We start from the raw sequence: 17,402 nt of genomic DNA, 5'->3' as shown, positions 1-17,402 counted from the left end.
GGCGGAACCCATTCGGGTTTCGTTTGGTGGTTCCTTTGAAAAAGTCCTTCTGCCCTCCGGTCCTTCGGGACGGGAACTGGTGGGAGGCAATTACACAGCGAGGACGCTGTGCACCACGGGCCTTATTCCGGCCGGTGGTGCCGCTCTTGCGTGGAGACATTCACGGAGAGTTTGATCCTGGCTCAGGACGAACGCTGGCGGCGTGCTTAACACATGCAAGTCGAACGATGAAGCCTTCGGGTGGATTAGTGGCGAACGGGTGAGTAACACGTGGGCAATCTGCCCTTCACTCTGGGACAAGCCCTGGAAACGGGGTCTAATACCGGATAACACTCTCCTCCTCCTGGGGGTGGGTTAAAAGCTCCGGCGGTGAAGGATGAGCCCGCGGCCTATCAGCTTGTTGGTGGGGTAATGGCCTACCAAGGCGACGACGGGTAGCCGGCCTGAGAGGGCGACCGGCCACACTGGGACTGAGACACGGCCCAGACTCCTACGGGAGGCAGCAGTGGGGAATATTGCACAATGGGCGAAAGCCTGATGCAGCGACGCCGCGTGAGGGATGACGGCCTTCGGGTTGTAAACCTCTTTCAGCAGGGAAGAAGCGCAAGTGACGGTACCTGCAGAAGAAGCACCGGCTAACTACGTGCCAGCAGCCGCGGTAATACGTAGGGTGCGAGCGTTGTCCGGAATTATTGGGCGTAAAGAGCTCGTAGGCGGTCTGTCACGTCGGATGTGAAAGCCCGGGGCTTAACCCCGGGTCTGCATTCGATACGGGCAGACTAGAGTGTGGTAGGGGAGATCGGAATTCCTGGTGTAGCGGTGAAATGCGCAGATATCAGGAGGAACACCGGTGGCGAAGGCGGATCTCTGGGCCATTACTGACGCTGAGGAGCGAAAGCGTGGGGAGCGAACAGGATTAGATACCCTGGTAGTCCACGCCGTAAACGTTGGGAACTAGGTGTTGGCGACATTCCACGTCGTCGGTGCCGCAGCTAACGCATTAAGTTCCCCGCCTGGGGAGTACGGCCGCAAGGCTAAAACTCAAAGGAATTGACGGGGGCCCGCACAAGCAGCGGAGCATGTGGCTTAATTCGACGCAACGCGAAGAACCTTACCAAGGCTTGACATACACCGGAAAGCCGTAGAGATACGGCCCCCCTTGTGGTCGGTGTACAGGTGGTGCATGGCTGTCGTCAGCTCGTGTCGTGAGATGTTGGGTTAAGTCCCGCAACGAGCGCAACCCCTGTTCTGTGTTGCCAGCATGCCCTTCGGGGTGATGGGGACTCACAGGAGACCGCCGGGGTCAACTCGGAGGAAGGTGGGGACGACGTCAAGTCATCATGCCCCTTATGTCTTGGGCTGCACACGTGCTACAATGGTCGGTACAATGAGCTGCGATACCGCAAGGTGGAGCGAATCTCAAAAAGCCGGCCTCAGTTCGGATTGGGGTCTGCAACTCGACCCCATGAAGTCGGAGTTGCTAGTAATCGCAGATCAGCATTGCTGCGGTGAATACGTTCCCGGGCCTTGTACACACCGCCCGTCACGTCACGAAAGTCGGTAACACCCGAAGCCGATGGCCCAACCCGCAAGGGAGGGAGTCGTCGAAGGTGGGACTGGCGATTGGGACGAAGTCGTAACAAGGTAGCCGTACCGGAAGGTGCGGCTGGATCACCTCCTTTCTAAGGAGCATTCTGGCTGCGAAAGTAGTCCAGGGCCATTACGCCGGCATCTGTTCGGCGGTGGTTGCTCATGGGTGGAACGTTGACTATTCGGCACGGTCTGGTTGCTCAGGTAAGTACTGCTTCGGCGTGGAAAACATGAGTGATGGGACTGTACCGGGCACGCTGTTGGGTCCTGAGGGAACGAAAGTTCCTTCTCGACGCCGGCCTCATTACTCCTCGGGATTATCTCGGGGCAGTGTGGGGGAGGGTTCGTTGCTTGAGAACTACATAGTGGACGCGAGCATCTGTAAGGCAAGTTTTTAAGGGCGCACGGTGGATGCCTTGGCACCAGGAACCGATGAAGGACGCGAGAGGCCGCGATAGGCCCCGGGGAGCTGTCAACTGAGCTGTGATCCGGGGGTGTCCGAATGGGGAAACCCGGCAGTCGTCATGGGCTGTCACCCATACCTGAACACATAGGGTATGTGGAGGGAACGCGGGGAAGTGAAACATCTCAGTACCCGCAGGAAGAGAAAACAACCGTGATTCCGGGAGTAGTGGCGAGCGAAACCGGATGAGGCCAAACCGTATGCGTGTGATACCCGGCAGGGGTTGCGTATGCGGGGTTGTGGGATCGTACTTCAGCAGTCTGCCGACTGTTGGGCGAGTCAGAAACCGTATGGATAGGCGAAGGACATGCGAAAGGTCCGGCGTAGAGGGTAAGACCCCCGTAGCTGAAATCTGTACGGCTTGCTTGTACGACACCCAAGTAGCACGGGGCCCGAGAAATCCCGTGTGAATCTGGCGGGACCACCCGCTAAGCCTAAATATTCCCTGGTGACCGATAGCGGATAGTACCGTGAGGGAATGGTGAAAAGTACCGCGGGAGCGGAGTGAAATAGTACCTGAAACCGTGTGCCTACAAGCCGTGGGAGCGTCGGATACCAGCTTGCTGGTATCTCGTGACTGCGTGCCTTTTGAAGAATGAGCCTGCGAGTTTGCGGTGTGTGGCGAGGTTAACCCGTGTGGGGTAGCCGTAGCGAAAGCGAGTCCGAATAGGGCGAATGAGTCGCGCGCCCAAGACCCGAAGCGGAGTGATCTAGCCATGGGCAGGTTGAAGCGGAGGTAAGACTTCGTGGAGGACCGAACCCACCAGGGTTGAAAACCTGGGGGATGACCTGTGGTTAGGGGTGAAAGGCCAATCAAACTCCGTGATAGCTGGTTCTCCCCGAAATGCATTTAGGTGCAGCGTCGCGTGTTTCTTGCCGGAGGTAGAGCACTGGATAGGCGATGGGCCCTACCGGGTTACTGACCTTAGCCAAACTCCGAATGCCGGTAAGTGAGAGCGCGGCAGTGAGACTGTGGGGGATAAGCTCCATGGTCGAGAGGGAAACAGCCCAGAGCATCGACTAAGGCCCCTAAGCGTACGCTAAGTGGGAAAGGATGTGGAGTCGCAGAGACAACCAGGAGGTTGGCTTAGAAGCAGCCATCCTTGAAAGAGTGCGTAATAGCTCACTGGTCAAGTGATTCCGCGCCGACAATGTAGCGGGGCTCAAGTGTACCGCCGAAGTCGTGTCATTCCCGTGCGAAGCCCTAACGGGTGCGGGGATGGGTAGGGGAGCGTCGTGTGCCGGGTGAAGCGGCGGCGGAAGCCAGTCGTGGACGGTACACGAGTGAGAATGCAGGCATGAGTAGCGATACACACGTGGGAAACGTGTGCGCCGATTGACTAAGGGTTCCTGGGTCAAGCTGATCTGCCCAGGGTAAGTCGGGACCTAAGGCGAGGCCGACAGGCGTAGTCGATGGACAACCGGTTGATATTCCGGTACCCGCTTTGAAACGCCCAGTATCGAACCAGAGGATGCTAAGCCCGTGAAGCCGCCCTGATCTCTTCGGAGTTGAGGGGAGTGGTGGAGCCGGCGACCCGATTCTGTAGTAGGTAAGCGATGGGGTGACGCAGGAAGGTAGTCCAGCCCGGGCGGTGGTAGTCCCGGGGTAAGGGTGTAGGACGTTGCGTAGGCAAATCCGCGCAACACATAGTCTGAGACCTGATGCCGAGCCGATTGTGGTGAAGTGGATGATCCTATGCTGTCGAGAAAAGCCTCTAGCGAGTTTCATGGCGGCCCGTACCCTAAACCGACTCAGGTGGTCAGGTAGAGAATACCGAGGCGTTCGGGTGAACTATGGTTAAGGAACTCGGCAAAATGCCCCCGTAACTTCGGGAGAAGGGGGGCCACAACTGGTGAGGGAACTTGCTTCCTGAGCTGGGGGTGGCCGCAGAGACCAGCGAGAAGCGACTGTTTACTAAAAACACAGGTCCGTGCGAAGCCGTAAGGCGATGTATACGGACTGACGCCTGCCCGGTGCTGGAACGTTAAGGGGACCGGTTAGTCACATTTCGGTGTGGCGAAGCTGAGAACTTAAGCGCCAGTAAACGGCGGTGGTAACTATAACCATCCTAAGGTAGCGAAATTCCTTGTCGGGTAAGTTCCGACCTGCACGAATGGCGTAACGACTTCTCGACTGTCTCAACCATAGGCCCGGTGAAATTGCACTACGAGTAAAGATGCTCGTTTCGCGCAGCAGGACGGAAAGACCCCGGGACCTTTACTATAGCTTGATATTGGTGTTCGGTTCGGCTTGTGTAGGATAGGTGGGAGACTGTGAAGTCATGGCGCCAGCCATGGTGGAGTCGTCGTTGAAATACCACTCTGGTCGTGCTGGATGTCTAACCTCGGTCCGTGATCCGGATCAGGGACAGTGTCTGGTGGGTAGTTTAACTGGGGCGGTTGCCTCCTAAAGAGTAACGGAGGCGCCCAAAGGTTCCCTCAGCCTGGTTGGCAATCAGGTGTTGAGTGTAAGTGCACAAGGGAGCTTGACTGTGAGACTGACGGGTCGAGCAGGGACGAAAGTCGGGACTAGTGATCCGGCGGTGGCTTGTGGAAGCGCCGTCGCTCAACGGATAAAAGGTACCCCGGGGATAACAGGCTGATCTTCCCCAAGAGTCCATATCGACGGGATGGTTTGGCACCTCGATGTCGGCTCGTCGCATCCTGGGGCTGGAGTCGGTCCCAAGGGTTGGGCTGTTCGCCCATTAAAGCGGTACGCGAGCTGGGTTTAGAACGTCGTGAGACAGTTCGGTCCCTATCCGCTGCGCGCGCAGGAATATTGAGAAGGGCTGTCCCTAGTACGAGAGGACCGGGACGGACGAACCTCTGGTGTGCCAGTTGTCCTGCCAAGGGCACGGCTGGTTGGCTACGTTCGGAAAGGATAACCGCTGAAAGCATCTAAGCGGGAAGCCTGCTTCGAGATGAGTATTCCCACCCCTTTGAGGGGTTAAGGCTCCCAGTAGACGACTGGGTTGATAGGCCAGATGTGGAAGCCCGGTAACGGGTGTAGCTGACTGGTACTAATAGGCCGAGGGCTTGTCTAACTATTTTTGCTTCGCGTCCACTGTGTAGTTCTGAAGTAACGAACCGTGCCAGTATCCGGTTGGTTAACTTCATAGTGTTTCGGTGGTCATAGCGTTAGGGAAACGCCCGGTTACATTCCGAACCCGGAAGCTAAGCCTTTCAGCGCCGATGGTACTGCAGGGGGGACCCTGTGGGAGAGTAGGACGCCGCCGAACAATTTTTGAGAAGAAGCCCCCAGGCTATTGCCTGGGGGCTTCTTTGCGTTGTCGGGACCGGCGTTCCCTACAGTGGTGCCATGCGCTATGACCTGATCATCTTCGACAACGACGGCGTCCTCGTGGACAGTGAGCCGATCTCCAACCGGATCCTGGCCGGCTGTCTCACGGAACTCGGCCACCCCACGTCGTACGAGGAGTCGATCCGCGACTACATGGGCTCCGCGATGCACCGGGTCCATGAACTGGTGCTGGAGCGGTCCGGGCAGAAGTTGCCGGAGGACTTCAACGACGTCTTCCACGCGCGGGTCTTCGAGGCGTTCCGGCGGGACCTCCAGCCCGTGCCCGGTGTCGCGGACGTCCTGGGGAAGCTGGCGGCGGAGGGGGTGCCGTACTGCCTCGCCTCGTCGGGGAGCCATGAGCGGATCAGGGTGGCACTGCACAAGACCGGGCTCTTCGAGCACTTCGGTGAGGAGCGCATCTTCAGTTCGCAGGACGTGGGGCGCGGGAAGCCGGCGCCCGACCTCTTCCTGCACGCGGCACAGGTGATGGGAGTCGCTCCCGGGCGGTGCGCGGTCGTCGAGGACAGCCCGCTGGGAGTGCAGGCGGCCGTGGCGGCCGGGATGGACGTATACGGGTTCACCGCGATGACTTCCGCGGCCAAGCTCGGGGACGCCAATGCCCTGTTCAGCGAGATGCACGAGCTCCTGGATCTGATCGTCTAACTTGTGACCCGCAACACCTACTCATCCGTAGCTTCGGGATCTACGCTGCTCGCTCATGGACGCATCTCTGCGGCATGGCCGGGCCTCGCTGGCGGTCAGCTTCTTCAGCCAGGGCGTGGTTTTCGCTCTGCTCGTGACCCGTATCCCGGCGATCCAGGATCGCTACGGCATCAGTGACGGGCTGCTGCCGGTCTTCCTCGCGGCCGTGCCGATCCTGGCCGGGGCGGGCAGCGTGGCGACCGAGCACCTGGTGAAGCGGGTGCGGCCCAGTGTCGTACTGCGGTGGGTCCAGCCGCTCGTGGCGCTGGTCCTGGTCGCGGCGGGTTCCGGGAACGCGATGTGGCAGATAGCCGTGGCGCTGGGCCTGTTCGGCATCTGTGTCGGCGGGCTCGACGCCTCCATGAACATGCTGGGTGTGAGCCTGCAGCGCACCTACGGCCGGAGCATCATGCTCGGCTTCCACGCCGCCTACAGCCTCGGCGGCATCACCGGTGCCTCGCTGGCCTGGGCCGGAGCGCACTGGCATCTGTCCCTCGCGGTGCTCTACGCGCCGGTCGCCGTCGTGCTGATCCCGCTGGTCCTCATGGCGAGCCGCTGGTACGTCGACCAGCGGCCGGAGCCGGTGGCCGAGGGCGTGGCCGCCCCGGTGGCGACACCCGTGGTGATGCGGCTGCTGCTGCCGCTCTGCCTGGTGATGGCCTTCGCGTACATCGGGGACTCGACGGTCTCCAACTGGAGCGCGAAGTACCTGCAGGACACGCTCGGCAGCTCGGAGCAGCTGTCCACCGTTCCGTACAACATCTACATGGTGACGACGCTGCTCGGCCGGGCGGCCGGGGACCTCGGCGTGCGGCGCTTCGGCGGGGCCGCGGTGGTGCGGGCCGGGACGGTGCTCGCCGCGGTCGGGTTCGGGGTGGTCGCGGTGGCGCCGGGCCCGTGGGCCGGGATGCTCGGGTTCACGCTGCTGGGGTTCGGGCTGTGCGTCATCGTTCCGACGACGTTCGCGGCGGCGGGGCGGCTGTTCCCCGGTGCCTCGGACACGGCCATCGCGCGGCTGAACATCTTCAACTACGTCGGTTTCCTGATCGGCGCCCCGCTGGTGGGTGCGATCGGTGACGCGTGGAGCTACCGGGGCGCGATGCTGATCCCGATGGTGCTGGTGCTGGCGACTCTCCTCTATGCCAAGTCGTTCGACACCGGTGAGGCCCGATACCGTGTCGGCCATGAGCGGCCGCGCACAGCTGATGTGGGATGAGCAGGTAACAGGCTACGACTTCGGCCCCGGGCATCCGATGGACCCGGTGCGGCTGTCGCTCACGATGCGGCTGGTCGAGGCCTTCGGGCTGGACCAGGCGCTGAAGGTGACCTCCGCGCCGGCCGCCGGGGACTCCACGCTCGGGCTGGTGCACCGCGCCGACTACGTCGCCGCGGTACGGCGGGTCTCCGCCGATCCCCACTCGGTGGAGCTGGACTACGGCCTCGGTACCGAGGACAACCCGGCCTTCGCGGGGATGCACCGGGCCTCCGCGCTGATCGCCGGGCAGTCCGTCGGGGCGGCCGAGGCGGTGTGGAGCGGTGACGTTGCTCACGCGGTGAACTTCGCCGGCGGCCTGCACCATGCGATGCCGGGCTCCGCCGCGGGGTTCTGCGTCTACAACGACGCGGCGCTGGCGGTGGCGCGGCTGCTGGAGCTCGGTGCGGAGCGCGTGGTCTACGTGGATGTCGATGTGCACCACGGGGACGGGGTGCAGGCGGTCTTCTGGGACGATCCGCGCGTTCTGACGATCTCGCTGCACGAGCACCCGCGGACGCTGTTCCCGCAGACCGGCTGGCCGGAGGAGACCGGTGGCGCCGGCGCGGAGGGCGGGGCGGTGAACATCGCGCTGCCGGCCGGGACGGGCGACGCGGGGTGGCTGCGGGCGTTCCACGCCGTCGTACCGGAGCTGATCGCGGCTTTCCGGCCGCAGGTCGTCGTCTCGCAGCACGGTGCCGACACCCATTTCGAGGACCCGCTGGCGCATCTCGCGGTGAGTCTGGACGCGCAGCGCGCCGTCGCCGAGGCCTGTCACGAGCTGGCGCACGAGCACGCGGAGGGCCGCTGGGTGGCGCTGGGCGGGGGCGGCTACGCGGTGACGGACGTCGTACCGCGCTCCTGGACGCATCTGGTGGCGATCGCCGCGGGCAAGCCGATCGATCCCGCCACCGAGACGCCCGAGCCGTGGCGGCACGAGGTGTACCGGGCGACGCGGGCGGTGGCGCCCGCGCGGATGACGGACGGCCGTCACCCGGTCGTCTGGCGGAGTTTCGAGGAGTCGGGGTACGACCCGGCGGACCGCCTCGACCAGGCGGTTCTGGCGACCCGGCGCGCGGTGTTCCCGCTGCACGGCCTGCTGGCCTGAGCCCTCGGCAGGTGCGGGCAGGAGGAGCGAGCGGGATGGGTGGTATTGCGCACCAATCACCCGCAAGGGGTGCGTTTTCCGGTTTCGGGTGGATGGCGCGGGCATAGACGGCAGTATCGGGGGCGTGCTGAGTGTCGGCGCGCTGCGCGCGCATCTGCTGGCGGCCCGGCTGGCCGGTCCCGTGGCGACGCCGCGGGAGAAAAGTCTGCTCAGTTATCGGTTGTTCGCGGCGCGGGATCCGCGCCAGACGCTCGGCCTCGACCCCGAAGGGGCGTGGGGGACGGCGGAGTTGTTGCGGCTGATGGCCGAAAGATGCGGGGTTTCACCGGATCCCGGACACACTTCGGGGCAGGATGTGATCGACCCCGACTGCACGGTGGCGGCGCTCGACGCTTTTGCGGAACGATTGGCGCGGGCGGCCGTTGACCGGGTTCCGGTGCTGATCGGAACAGGTCATCCGCACCGACTCCTGGGCTTCTACGCCGGATTGGCCGCCGCCTTGTCGGCGGCGGGATGTCCTGTCCTCACCTCCGCGCATGGTCGACCTATCGACATTCCGACCCGATTCGGGCTACGCCGGCACAACCTTTGGTACGTAGGCGGAGTCGCGATGGTCCGCACCGTGGATGCGCTCCCCACCTCGGGTGAGCCCGGGGCGCACACGCACTCCCCCTCCCGGTTCGTACCGCGCTGGCCGCCGCGGCCGGTCGTGGGGGACAGCTGCCGGGGCTCGTGGTCGGTGATCACGGGTGGGTCTGCGGGGCTGGTCAGCTGGGCATCGAGGCGATCGGGCTGGCGGACGCCGACGATCCGGCGGTCTTCGTGGCCGAGGCGGAGGGGCGGGTTTCCGTCGCCGTTCCGCTTGATGACGCTGTGCGGTCTGATTACTACCGGCCGCTTACACGCTATGTACTCAATCGAGCGTGTCTGTCACAGTAGTCAACCGATCGCAACTCCTCTTCCCCACTTGCATCACCCGCACCTAATCTGGGGAGGAGCGCACGTGCCTGCTGGAGTCACCGGAGGGGAAGCCGGTGGCCGTCATGTGCGGAAGGTTCAGGTGTGTCATGGCTGCTAGCGACAGGCCTCTCAACGAGGTCGTATTCCTGACTGTGGCGGAGGTCGCCTCAGTGATGCGTGTGTCCAAGATGACCGTGTACCGACTGGTACACAGCGGCCATCTGCCGGCGATCCGGGTGGGCAGGTCCTTCCGGGTGCCAGAACAAGCCGTCCACGACTATCTGCGTGAGTCCTACGTGGGGGTGGGGGAATCTGCTTGACGGCCTCCTCGGCCGCCTCGGTTCTACCCGCCCCTCGGGGCGGGTAGGCTTGGCCGACGTAGGTCGTGTGGGCTCGGACGCCCCGCACCGAGTGAAAACGAAGCGAGGGTAGTCGTGGGCTCTGTCATCAAGAAGCGGCGCAAGCGTATGGCCAAGAAGAAGCACCGCAAGCTGCTGAAGCGTACGCGTGTGCAGCGTCGCAACAAGAAGTAAGCGAGCCACTCGCTGCACTTCCTGCCCTCCCACCACCGTGCACCGCACGGTGGTGGGAGGGCAGCTGCGTTTCCGGGGTACCCGGGGGTAGCCGAAGGGGCGGGGACGCCCGCCGTACGGGGGGCGTTCCGGTGCAGCAGCCGTGGCCAACGGCCCGGAGGCCGTCATCACAGCGCAACATCGAACCGATACGGTGCGTACATCCCTGACGGAAGGCGCTGAATCGTGGGCAAGGTGGTGCTCGTCACCGGGGTCGCGCGAAAGCTCGGCGGCCGGTTCGTCCGCCGGATCCAGCATGATCCGGAGGTCGACCGGGTGATCGGCGTGGACGCCGAGGTGCCCGAGCACCAGCTGGGCAGCGCGGAATTCGTCCGGGCGGACATCCGGCACCCGATGATCGCCAAGGTGCTGGCCCAGCACGCCGTCGACACCGTCGTCCACATGGATGTCAGCGGCACCCCGCTGGGCTCCGGCGGCCGGGCGCAGGTCAAGGAGACCAACGTCATCGGCACGATGCAGCTGCTGGGCGCGTGCCAGAAGGCTCCGACGGTGCGCCGCCTCGTCGTGAAGTCGACGACCAGCGTCTACGGCTCCGCGCCCCGCGACCCGGCGGTGTTCACCGAGACCATGCCGCCGAAGTCGCTGCCCAGCGGTGGCTTCGCCAAGGACGCGGTCGAGGTCGAGGGCTATGTGCGCGGCTTCGCCCGCCGCCGACCGGACGTGGCGGTCGCCGTCCTCCGGTTCGCCAACATCCTCGGCCCGCAGGCCGACTCCCCGCTCGCGGAGTACTTCTCGCTGCCGGCGCTGCCCACCGTGTTCGGCTACGACCCGCGGCTGCAGTTCGTGCACGAGGACGATGTGACCGACGTGCTGGTCCTCGCCTCCCTCGACGCCCGCCGCGGAACGCTCAACAGCGGCACGTTCAACATCGCGGGCGACGGCGTCCTGCTGCTGTCGCAGACCGCCAGGCGGCTCGGCCGCCCCACCGTCCCGGTGCTGCTGCCCGCCGTCACCTGGGTCGGGCAGATGCTGCGCACGGCGGGGGTCACCGACTTCTCGCCGGAACAGATCCGGCTGCTGACGCACGGCAGAGTGGTGGACACCACACAGATGCGTGAGACGCTCGGTTTTGTGCCGCGGTACACGACGGCCGAGACCTTCTGCGACTTCGCCCGCAGCCGTGGCCCCGGCCTGCTGCCGCCCGACCGGCTGGCCCGCACGGTCGACGCGATCGCCGCCGCACTTCCCGCGGGCGCCAACCGGACGTGAGAGCACCGACGAGGAGGAGCCGCAGCATGGCGGACGCCAAGGTCATCCCGTTCGACGAGGACACCCGTGCCCGTCGGGGGCCGGGCCGGCCGCGCGGACGGGCGGGGTCCCGCAAGAAGAACGAAGGGGCCGTGTCGGCGACACCGCTGTCCGCCGTCCCGGCGGAGTTCCCGAACGAACCGGCCGGCGCACCGGAGCCGCGCGCTCCGCGCGACGACGCCGACCCCGCGGGCCCGCCCGCGACGGCCCCTGAGGGCGTGCAGCAGGGCCAGGACGGCCTCGCGGGTGCCCCGGGGGCAACGGGAGGCACCGGAGTCACCGACGGCGGTGGCGCGCCCCGCACGGCGCCGGCGTCGGGGGTCGCCGAGGCCCTGGGTGATGTGCTCGGCGGTGCGGCCGAGCGGCTGATGGGCGCCCGCTGGGACCGGAAGGTCGCGCACGGGCTGTCGTTCCTGCGGCGCCGGATCACCGGCGACTACGAGGTCGACGAGTTCGGTTACGACGAGCAGCTCACCGACCAGGTGCTCATGTCGGTGCTGCGGCCGTTCTTCGACCAGTACTTCCGGGTCGAGGTCAAGGGCATCGAGAACATCCCGGCCGAGGGCGGGGCCCTGGTGGTCGCGAACCATTCCGGGACGCTGCCGCTGGACGGGCTGATGGCGCAGGTCGCCGTCCACGACCACCACCCGGCCGGCCGCCATCTGCGGCTGCTCGCCGCCGACCTGGTCTTCGTGCTGCCGGTGGTGAACGAGCTGGCCCGCAAGGCGGGCCACACGCTGGCCTGCACCGAGGACGCCCAGCTGCTGCTGGAGCGCGGTGAGGTCGTCGGGGTGATGCCGGAGGGCTTCAAGGGCCTCGGCAAGCCCTTCGCCGACCGCTACAAGCTGCAGCGCTTCGGGCGCGGCGGTTTCGTCGCGACGGCGCTGAAGACCGGGGCGCCGATCATTCCGTGCTCGATCGTGGGCGCGGAGGAGATCTACCCCATGGTCGGCAACTCCAAGACGCTGGCGCGGCTGCTGGGCGTGCCGTACTTCCCGGTCACGCCGACGTTCCCCTGGCTGGGGCCGCTGGGCCTGGTGCCGCTGCCGACGAAGTGGACGATCCAGTTCGGCGAGCCGATCAGGACCGACCACTACCCGCCGGAGGCGGCGGAGGACCCGATGCTGGTCTTCAACCTGACGGACCAGGTTCGGGAGACGATCCAGCACACGTTGTACAAGCTGCTGGTGCAGCGGCGGTCCGTGTTCTTCTGAGTTCTGCTGAGACCCGCTCGTACGGACGGGAAAGGGGGGTCCGGGCCATTGGCCCGGACCCCCCTTTCCGATGCACGACCGCCGGTTACTCCTTGGCGTCCTCCGCCCCGAGGCCGAGGCCCGGGAGCAGGCCGGGGAGCAGCGGGGGCAGGTTGACGGACGGCGGGGTGGAGGCCGCCGGGTCGGACGGCTTCTCGCCGCCGGTGCCCGGTGACGGGGGAAGCAGTCCGTCCGTACCGCCGAGCAGATGGTCCTTGTCGGCGCCGGCGCTCGGGCTGTCGGTGGTGCCCGGTGTGCCGCTGTGGCCTTCCGCGGTGGCGGGGGCGTGCGGCGCCGGCGTCGCTGTGCCGCTGTGACCCGTACCGACGGAGCCGGGTTTGCCGGCCTGCCGGTGCGCGGGGCCTTCGCTGCCCTGGGGTTTGGGGAGCTTGCCGGCCAGCGGCGCGACATCGTGCTCTATGGCGTCGAAGACCGATGAGACCTGACTGCTCACATCACCGAGCTGACTGGGCAGCCGGTCGCGCAGCTGGCTCCAGCCTTCGCGGTGCGAGGCGTTGAACTCGTTCAGCAGCTCCATCGGCTGCAGCGAGCCGTCCCGCTGGTACGCCTCGGTGAGCAGCCGGTGGCCTTCCGCGGCCTCCTGGTGCATACCGGAGAGCGCCCGGCGGACCTCGCCGACCGATTCGCTGTCGAGCTCGCCCGAGCGACCGCGCTCCATGAGGCGCCTGGCCTCCTGCATGCGGGTCGCCGCCATGTCCAGATAGACGCTTCCTCGGGAGGCGTCGTTGTTGGCCATGTCCAGCTTGAGATCCTCCATGCCCCGTTTGAGGCCGTAGAGGGTGTCCCCTGGCAGTGCGTTCGTACTGGCCGCCGCGACTCCGCCGAGGGCCCCGGCCGCGACGCCCACGGAGAGCCCGCCGGCGGCGAGCCGGCGGGACCAGCGGGAACGTGGCCTGAGTTTCCCGAGCCCGGTGGCGCGGTGCGCGCCGCCGGTGCGTTGCTCGGGGACCTTGGGGGAGACCTCAAGGCTGCCGTCGGCGAGCGCGGTCTCCATCGCGGCGATCAGTTGGGCACGTTGCACCGTCTTCGCCTCGGCGCTCAGCACCGGCGGCTGCCGGTTGCCGATGGCGCCGACCAGAGCCAGCAGCTGCCCCTGATCGGGGTCGGCGTGCCGGTCCGTGGCATGGGCGCCGTGTTCGCCGGCGGGCTCCTGGGGTGTGCTGTCGGAGTTCCGGGGGTCTTCCCCCGGAAAACCGGCAGTCTCAAGGGCCTGGGCGAAGGCGTTCGCCCGACGGTGTGCCGTTGCTTGTCCGATCATGGGCGGCACCTCCTCTCGTCATCCACACTCGACTCCCGAAGCCGCCCGGAAGGTTGCATTCCTTGTTTCTGTCCACCCAATCGAGTGACTGGAAGCGGCCAGAGCGCGGCAGAGAGGTGTCTGCATGTGGTGCAACGAGCGCCGCGCCAGTTGGGTTACGCGGTCATGATGATCGGACCGGAGCGGCCGGAAAAAAGGCCGGAGAGGGTGGGGAAAAATGGACAACTCAGTCTCACCGGGCGTCTTCGGGGAGAAGTCTGGCCAGGGTTCGCACGGCGCGGTACTGAAGGGTCTTGATCGCCCCTTCGTTCTTGCCCATGATGCGTGCGGTCTCGGCGACCGACAGGCCCTGCAGGAAGCGCAGCGTCACGCACTCCTGCTGCTGGGGGTTGAGTTTCCTGACGGCGACGAGCAGCGCCTCGTTGGACAGCGATTCCAGCACCGAGTCCTCGGGGCTGCGCTCGACCTCGTTGGCGTCGAGCATCTCGCCGGTGGTGACCTCGAGCCGGAAGCGGCTGGACTTGAAGTGGTCGGCGACCAGGTTGCGGGCGATGGTGACGAGCCACGCGCCGAAGTCGCGGCCCTGCCAGGTGAAGGTGCCGATCCGGCGCAGGGCGCGCAGGAACGTCTCACTGGTCAGGTCCTCGGCGGTCGCCTTGCCGCCGACGCGGTAGTAGATGTAGCGGTAGACGGTGTCGGAGTAGTGGTCGTAGAGCCGGCCGAAGGCCTCGGTCTCGCCGGCCTGGGCCCGCTCGACGAGGTCCATCATCCGGCCGCTGTCACTGTCCGCGGCGGGACGGCGAGCGGTGGGTCCTCCGGCGGCGTTGCTGCCGGAGCCGCTCTGAGGGTTGTTCCGGGTGCGTCTGCCTGCGGCGGTGCTGACTTCGGCCAGTGCGTACGCGGGGCCGGCGGGAAAGGGCGTGGCGAGGGCGGGCTCGGCGAACGCGGGGACGACACGCAGGCAGTCGTTCACCAATGCGCGCAGCGTTGCCAGGCCGGAGGTGTCAACCCCGTCGTGTGGGTACACGGGACTCCCAGAGGCAGAACTTCCATCACGTGCAGTACGGGACCGTGCACCCGCCGTGGTCGACGTGTGGGTTCCGATTGCGTCTGAGGAGAATAACGCTTCGTACAGGCGGCGCTACACCGTGTTGCCTAAATCGCCGGTTACGTCGGTTCCTTGGTGCATTGGTGATCGATCAATTATCGAACATTGAAACGAAGTTGACCGTATCTGTTCGTGAATTGCTCGCGGGGAGTGCGTGTTGTGGCTGTGTGACAGTGCTGCGACTGCGGTGGGTCCAGAGGGGGTACGACGGACCGCCGGAACGTGGCGCGCCGGCCGTGTCGGGACGGTCCGGCGGCCCGCGCCGACCGTGCCGGCGCCCCGGATCTAGCGGCGGCGTCGGTGGATCGCGACCGCGGCGACCGCGCCGCCGGCGACGGCGCCCACTCCGGCCGCGGCCGGGATGCCGATCTTCGCGGCCTTGCGGCCGGTGCGGTAGTCGCGCAGCCGCCAGCCCTGGGCGCGGGCGTGCTTGCGCAGCCGCGTGTCGGGGTTGATCGCGTACGGGTGTCCGACCAGCGACAGCATCGGGATGTCGTTCGCCGAGTCGCTGTACGCGGCGCAGCGGGACAGCTGCAGTCCCTCGGCGGCGGCGAGCGCCCGGACCGCCTCGGCCTTGGACGGGCCGTGCAGCGGTTCGCCGACCAGCCGGCCGGTGTAGACGCCGCCGACGGATTCGGCGACGGTGCCCAGCGCGCCGGTCAGGCCGAGCCGGCGGGCGATGATCGTCGCGGTCTCCACGGGCGCGGCCGTGACCAGCCAGACCCGCTGGCCCGCGTCGAGGTGGGCCTGGGCGAGCGCCCGGGTGCCCGGCCAGATCTTCTCGGCCATGTACTCGTCGTAGATCTCCTCGCCGATCGCCATGAGCTCCTCGACGCGGTGCCCCTTGACGATCGACAGCGCGCTGTCCCGCGCGTCCTGCATGTGCTCGGGGTCCTCGGACCCGGCGAGCCGGAACCAGGCCTGCTGCCAGGCGAAGCGGGCGAGCTCGCGCTTGTGGAAGAACTTCCGCTTGTACAGGCCGCGGCCGAAGTGGAAGATCGCGGCGCCCTGCATCACGGTGTTGTCGAGGTCGAAGAAGGCGGCGGCGTGCGGATCCCCCACGACGGGGAAGTCGGGCGCGGCGGGTTCCTCCTCCGGCGCCGCGAGTGCGGCCTCGGCCGCGGCCTCGCCTGCCAGCACGCTGCGCGCGGTGGCGGAGCGCCTACGGGGGGTGAGCCATTGCAAAGCGGCCATGCGGCGAGCATAGCCATTTTGTTCGGCCGGTCCTTGCCGGGTAAGGAGCGAAGGCGTGAACTCCTCGCGACGTACGTGTTACCCGCCGGGCGGGTCCACCGGAAGCGGTCGGGGGCACAATGTCTCGAATGAGTCCTCTCCTGCGCCGTGGCGCCCGCAAGGATCCCGCCGGCCGCACCGTGACGCTGATCGGCAAGCCCGGCTGCCATCTGTGCGACGACGCCCGCGCCGTGATCGAGAAGGTCGCGGGGGAGCTCGGTTCCCGGGTCGAGGAGCGGGACATCACGCAGGACGAGGAGCTGTACCGCAAGTACTGGGAGCAGATTCCGGTGGTGCTGGTCGACGGCGAGCAGCACGACTTCTGGCGGGTCGACGAGCAGCGGCTGCGGACCGCCCTGACCGGCGGGTGATTTGCTCGCGTTACTCGTGGTGCGCGTATTCGATTACCATCGAGTTCGTTTTGTACACCCGGGGGCTAGGCGTGAGGAGTGTGGGCGCGTGCTCTCCGGACGGTTCCAGGGGTCTGGCGGCTATGCCGTCGTGGACCTGGAGGCCACCGGGTCCAGTTCACGACGGCACCGGGTGATCGAGGTGGCGGTCGTGCTGCTCGACCGCGAGTGCGTCCCGCAGGGTGAGTTCAGTACGTTGATCGATCCCGAGGGGCCGGTCGGCCCGACCCACATCCATGGCATCGAGGGGCCCGACCTCGGTGGTGCGCCGACGTTCGCCGGCATCGCGCCGAGACTGCTGGGGCTGCTGCGCGGCAGGGTGCTGGTGGGGCACAACGTGGGCTGTGACCGGGCGTTCCTGGCCGCGGAGTACGCGCGGCTCGGGGTGACGCTGCCGGCCGTGCCGGAGTTGTGCACCATGCGGATGGCCATCTCCCGGGTGCCCGCTCCGCTCGGATTCTCGCTGGGGGCTTGCGTAGCGGACGCCGGACTGGGTGACTGGGCGGCGCACACGGCGCTGGGTGACGCACGGGCCACCGCGCGGCTGTTCGCCCATTACGCGGCGGACGCACCGGACCGGGCCGGCGTGCCCGGAGCGGTGGAGGCCGCGGCGGGAGTGGAGTGGCCGGTGATCGCGCATCTGCCGGCGGCCGACGCGCTCTGGCTGGGGCGGCGCTCCGTTGATCGTCCGGCGGACCGGTCGGCGGAAATATCGAACGACCCGAAGGGGTGGAACGATTCGGCACAGCAAATGGTTCCTAATGTCCGGAATGGGAGTGCGTGATGCCGGTCACTTCCCCTGGACAAAGCGGACACTATCTTTGTGCACGCGTTCACAAAGACATAGCCTGGCATGCACGGGGCGGCCCCGGGGACTGTGGTCCCTGGACGTCTACGCTCTA

At 66.3% G+C, this 17,402-nt stretch carries 12 protein-coding genes, 3 rRNA genes and 1 pseudogene; 13 read left to right on the top strand and 3 right to left on the bottom strand.

Features of this window, described 5'->3' with window-relative positions; translation table 11 throughout:
- Nucleotides 1–159: 159 nt before the first annotated feature.
- From LNW73_RS13860 to LNW73_RS13810, 11 genes and pseudogenes are all read left to right on the top strand, one after another.
- Nucleotides 160–1,682 (top strand): 16S ribosomal RNA (locus LNW73_RS13860).
- A gap of 292 nt (nucleotides 1,683–1,974) precedes the next feature.
- A 23S ribosomal RNA gene (locus LNW73_RS13855) occupies nucleotides 1,975–5,097 on the top strand.
- 78 nt (nucleotides 5,098–5,175) lie between these two features.
- Nucleotides 5,176–5,292, top strand: a 5S ribosomal RNA gene (gene rrf / locus LNW73_RS13850).
- Together the 16S, 23S and 5S rRNA genes form the textbook arrangement of a ribosomal RNA operon.
- A gap of 80 nt (nucleotides 5,293–5,372) precedes the next feature.
- The gene (locus LNW73_RS13845; protein ID WP_250977127.1) at nucleotides 5,373–6,017 is read left to right on the top strand and encodes an HAD family hydrolase; all 645 of its coding nucleotides are present in this window, start codon (nucleotides 5,373–5,375) and stop codon (nucleotides 6,015–6,017) included.
- A 55-nt stretch (nucleotides 6,018–6,072) separates the two neighbouring features.
- Nucleotides 6,073–7,272, top strand: a complete 1,200-nt coding sequence (locus LNW73_RS13840) for an MFS transporter (protein WP_250990108.1) — start codon at nucleotides 6,073–6,075, stop codon at nucleotides 7,270–7,272.
- Nucleotides 7,241–8,416 carry an acetoin utilization protein AcuC gene (locus LNW73_RS13835; RefSeq protein ID WP_250990107.1) on the top strand — a complete coding sequence of 392 codons (1,176 nt, stop codon included), beginning with the start codon at nucleotides 7,241–7,243 and terminating at the stop codon, nucleotides 8,414–8,416. Before LNW73_RS13840 ends, LNW73_RS13835 begins: the two co-directional genes overlap by 32 nt.
- 124 nt (nucleotides 8,417–8,540) lie before the next feature.
- A pseudogene (locus tag LNW73_RS13830) lies at nucleotides 8,541–9,355 on the top strand (phosphatase).
- A gap of 128 nt (nucleotides 9,356–9,483) precedes the next feature.
- Entirely contained in the window at nucleotides 9,484–9,696 is a 213-nt protein-coding gene (locus tag LNW73_RS13825) for a helix-turn-helix domain-containing protein (RefSeq protein WP_164297503.1), read from the top strand.
- 114 nt (nucleotides 9,697–9,810) lie between these two features.
- Nucleotides 9,811–9,909 (top strand): 30S ribosomal protein bS22, encoded by a 99-nt coding sequence (locus LNW73_RS13820; RefSeq protein WP_003948845.1) that lies wholly within the window; start codon nucleotides 9,811–9,813, stop codon nucleotides 9,907–9,909.
- Nucleotides 9,910–10,134: 225 nt separating this feature from the next.
- On the top strand, nucleotides 10,135–11,178 hold the full coding sequence (locus LNW73_RS13815) for an NAD-dependent epimerase/dehydratase family protein (RefSeq protein WP_250977131.1): 1,044 nt from the start codon (nucleotides 10,135–10,137) through the stop codon (nucleotides 11,176–11,178).
- Nucleotides 11,179–11,204: 26 nt separating this feature from the next.
- Nucleotides 11,205–12,431: a lysophospholipid acyltransferase family protein gene (locus tag LNW73_RS13810; RefSeq protein WP_250990106.1), complete on the top strand. Its 1,227-nt coding sequence runs from the start codon at nucleotides 11,205–11,207 to the stop codon at nucleotides 12,429–12,431.
- A gap of 85 nt (nucleotides 12,432–12,516) precedes the next feature.
- Here LNW73_RS13810 and LNW73_RS13805 read toward each other — a convergent pair whose 3' ends face one another.
- The 3 genes from LNW73_RS13805 to LNW73_RS13795 form a co-directional block, all read right to left on the bottom strand.
- Complete coding sequence (locus LNW73_RS13805; RefSeq protein WP_250990105.1) at nucleotides 12,517–13,749, bottom strand: DUF5667 domain-containing protein; 1,233 nt, start codon at nucleotides 13,747–13,749, stop codon at nucleotides 12,517–12,519.
- A 232-nt stretch (nucleotides 13,750–13,981) separates the two neighbouring features.
- The gene (locus LNW73_RS13800) at nucleotides 13,982–14,776 is read right to left on the bottom strand and encodes an ECF subfamily RNA polymerase sigma factor, BldN family (protein ID WP_138355125.1); all 795 of its coding nucleotides are present in this window, start codon (nucleotides 14,774–14,776) and stop codon (nucleotides 13,982–13,984) included.
- A 366-nt stretch (nucleotides 14,777–15,142) separates the two neighbouring features.
- The gene (locus LNW73_RS13795) at nucleotides 15,143–16,051 is read right to left on the bottom strand and encodes an HAD family hydrolase (RefSeq protein ID WP_250990104.1); all 909 of its coding nucleotides are present in this window, start codon (nucleotides 16,049–16,051) and stop codon (nucleotides 15,143–15,145) included.
- Between the two features lie 128 nt (nucleotides 16,052–16,179).
- On the opposite strand from LNW73_RS13795, the gene LNW73_RS13790 reads away from it, so the two are divergent.
- Nucleotides 16,180–16,461, top strand: coding sequence for a glutaredoxin family protein (locus LNW73_RS13790; protein WP_250990103.1), 282 nt, complete (start codon nucleotides 16,180–16,182; stop codon nucleotides 16,459–16,461).
- A gap of 88 nt (nucleotides 16,462–16,549) precedes the next feature.
- Complete coding sequence (locus LNW73_RS13785) at nucleotides 16,550–17,284, top strand: 3'-5' exonuclease (RefSeq protein WP_250990102.1); 735 nt, start codon at nucleotides 16,550–16,552, stop codon at nucleotides 17,282–17,284.
- The last annotated feature ends 118 nt before the right edge of the window (nucleotides 17,285–17,402 follow it).

The sequence above is a fragment of the Streptomyces sp. RKAG337 genome, from assembly GCF_023701715.1.
Taxonomy (GTDB): domain Bacteria; phylum Actinomycetota; class Actinomycetes; order Streptomycetales; family Streptomycetaceae; genus Actinacidiphila.
This window is presented reverse-complemented; position numbering and strand designations above follow the sequence as displayed.

What these genes read in the sequence shown, in the direction of transcription:
- LNW73_RS13795 (WP_250990104.1), bottom strand. Translation starts at nt 16,051, where the DNA reads ATGGCCGCTTTGCAATGGCTCACCCCCCGTAGGCGCTCCGCCACCGCG.
- LNW73_RS13835 (WP_250990107.1), top strand. Translation starts at nt 7,241, where the DNA reads ATGAGCGGCCGCGCACAGCTGATGTGGGATGAGCAGGTAACAGGCTAC.
- LNW73_RS13825 (WP_164297503.1), top strand. Translation starts at nt 9,484, where the DNA reads ATGGCTGCTAGCGACAGGCCTCTCAACGAGGTCGTATTCCTGACTGTG.
- LNW73_RS13790 (WP_250990103.1), top strand. Translation starts at nt 16,180, where the DNA reads ATGAGTCCTCTCCTGCGCCGTGGCGCCCGCAAGGATCCCGCCGGCCGC.
- LNW73_RS13845 (WP_250977127.1), top strand. Translation starts at nt 5,373, where the DNA reads ATGCGCTATGACCTGATCATCTTCGACAACGACGGCGTCCTCGTGGAC.
- LNW73_RS13810 (WP_250990106.1), top strand. Translation starts at nt 11,205, where the DNA reads ATGGCGGACGCCAAGGTCATCCCGTTCGACGAGGACACCCGTGCCCGT.
- LNW73_RS13805 (WP_250990105.1), bottom strand. Translation starts at nt 13,749, where the DNA reads ATGATCGGACAAGCAACGGCACACCGTCGGGCGAACGCCTTCGCCCAG.
- LNW73_RS13840 (WP_250990108.1), top strand. Translation starts at nt 6,073, where the DNA reads ATGGACGCATCTCTGCGGCATGGCCGGGCCTCGCTGGCGGTCAGCTTC.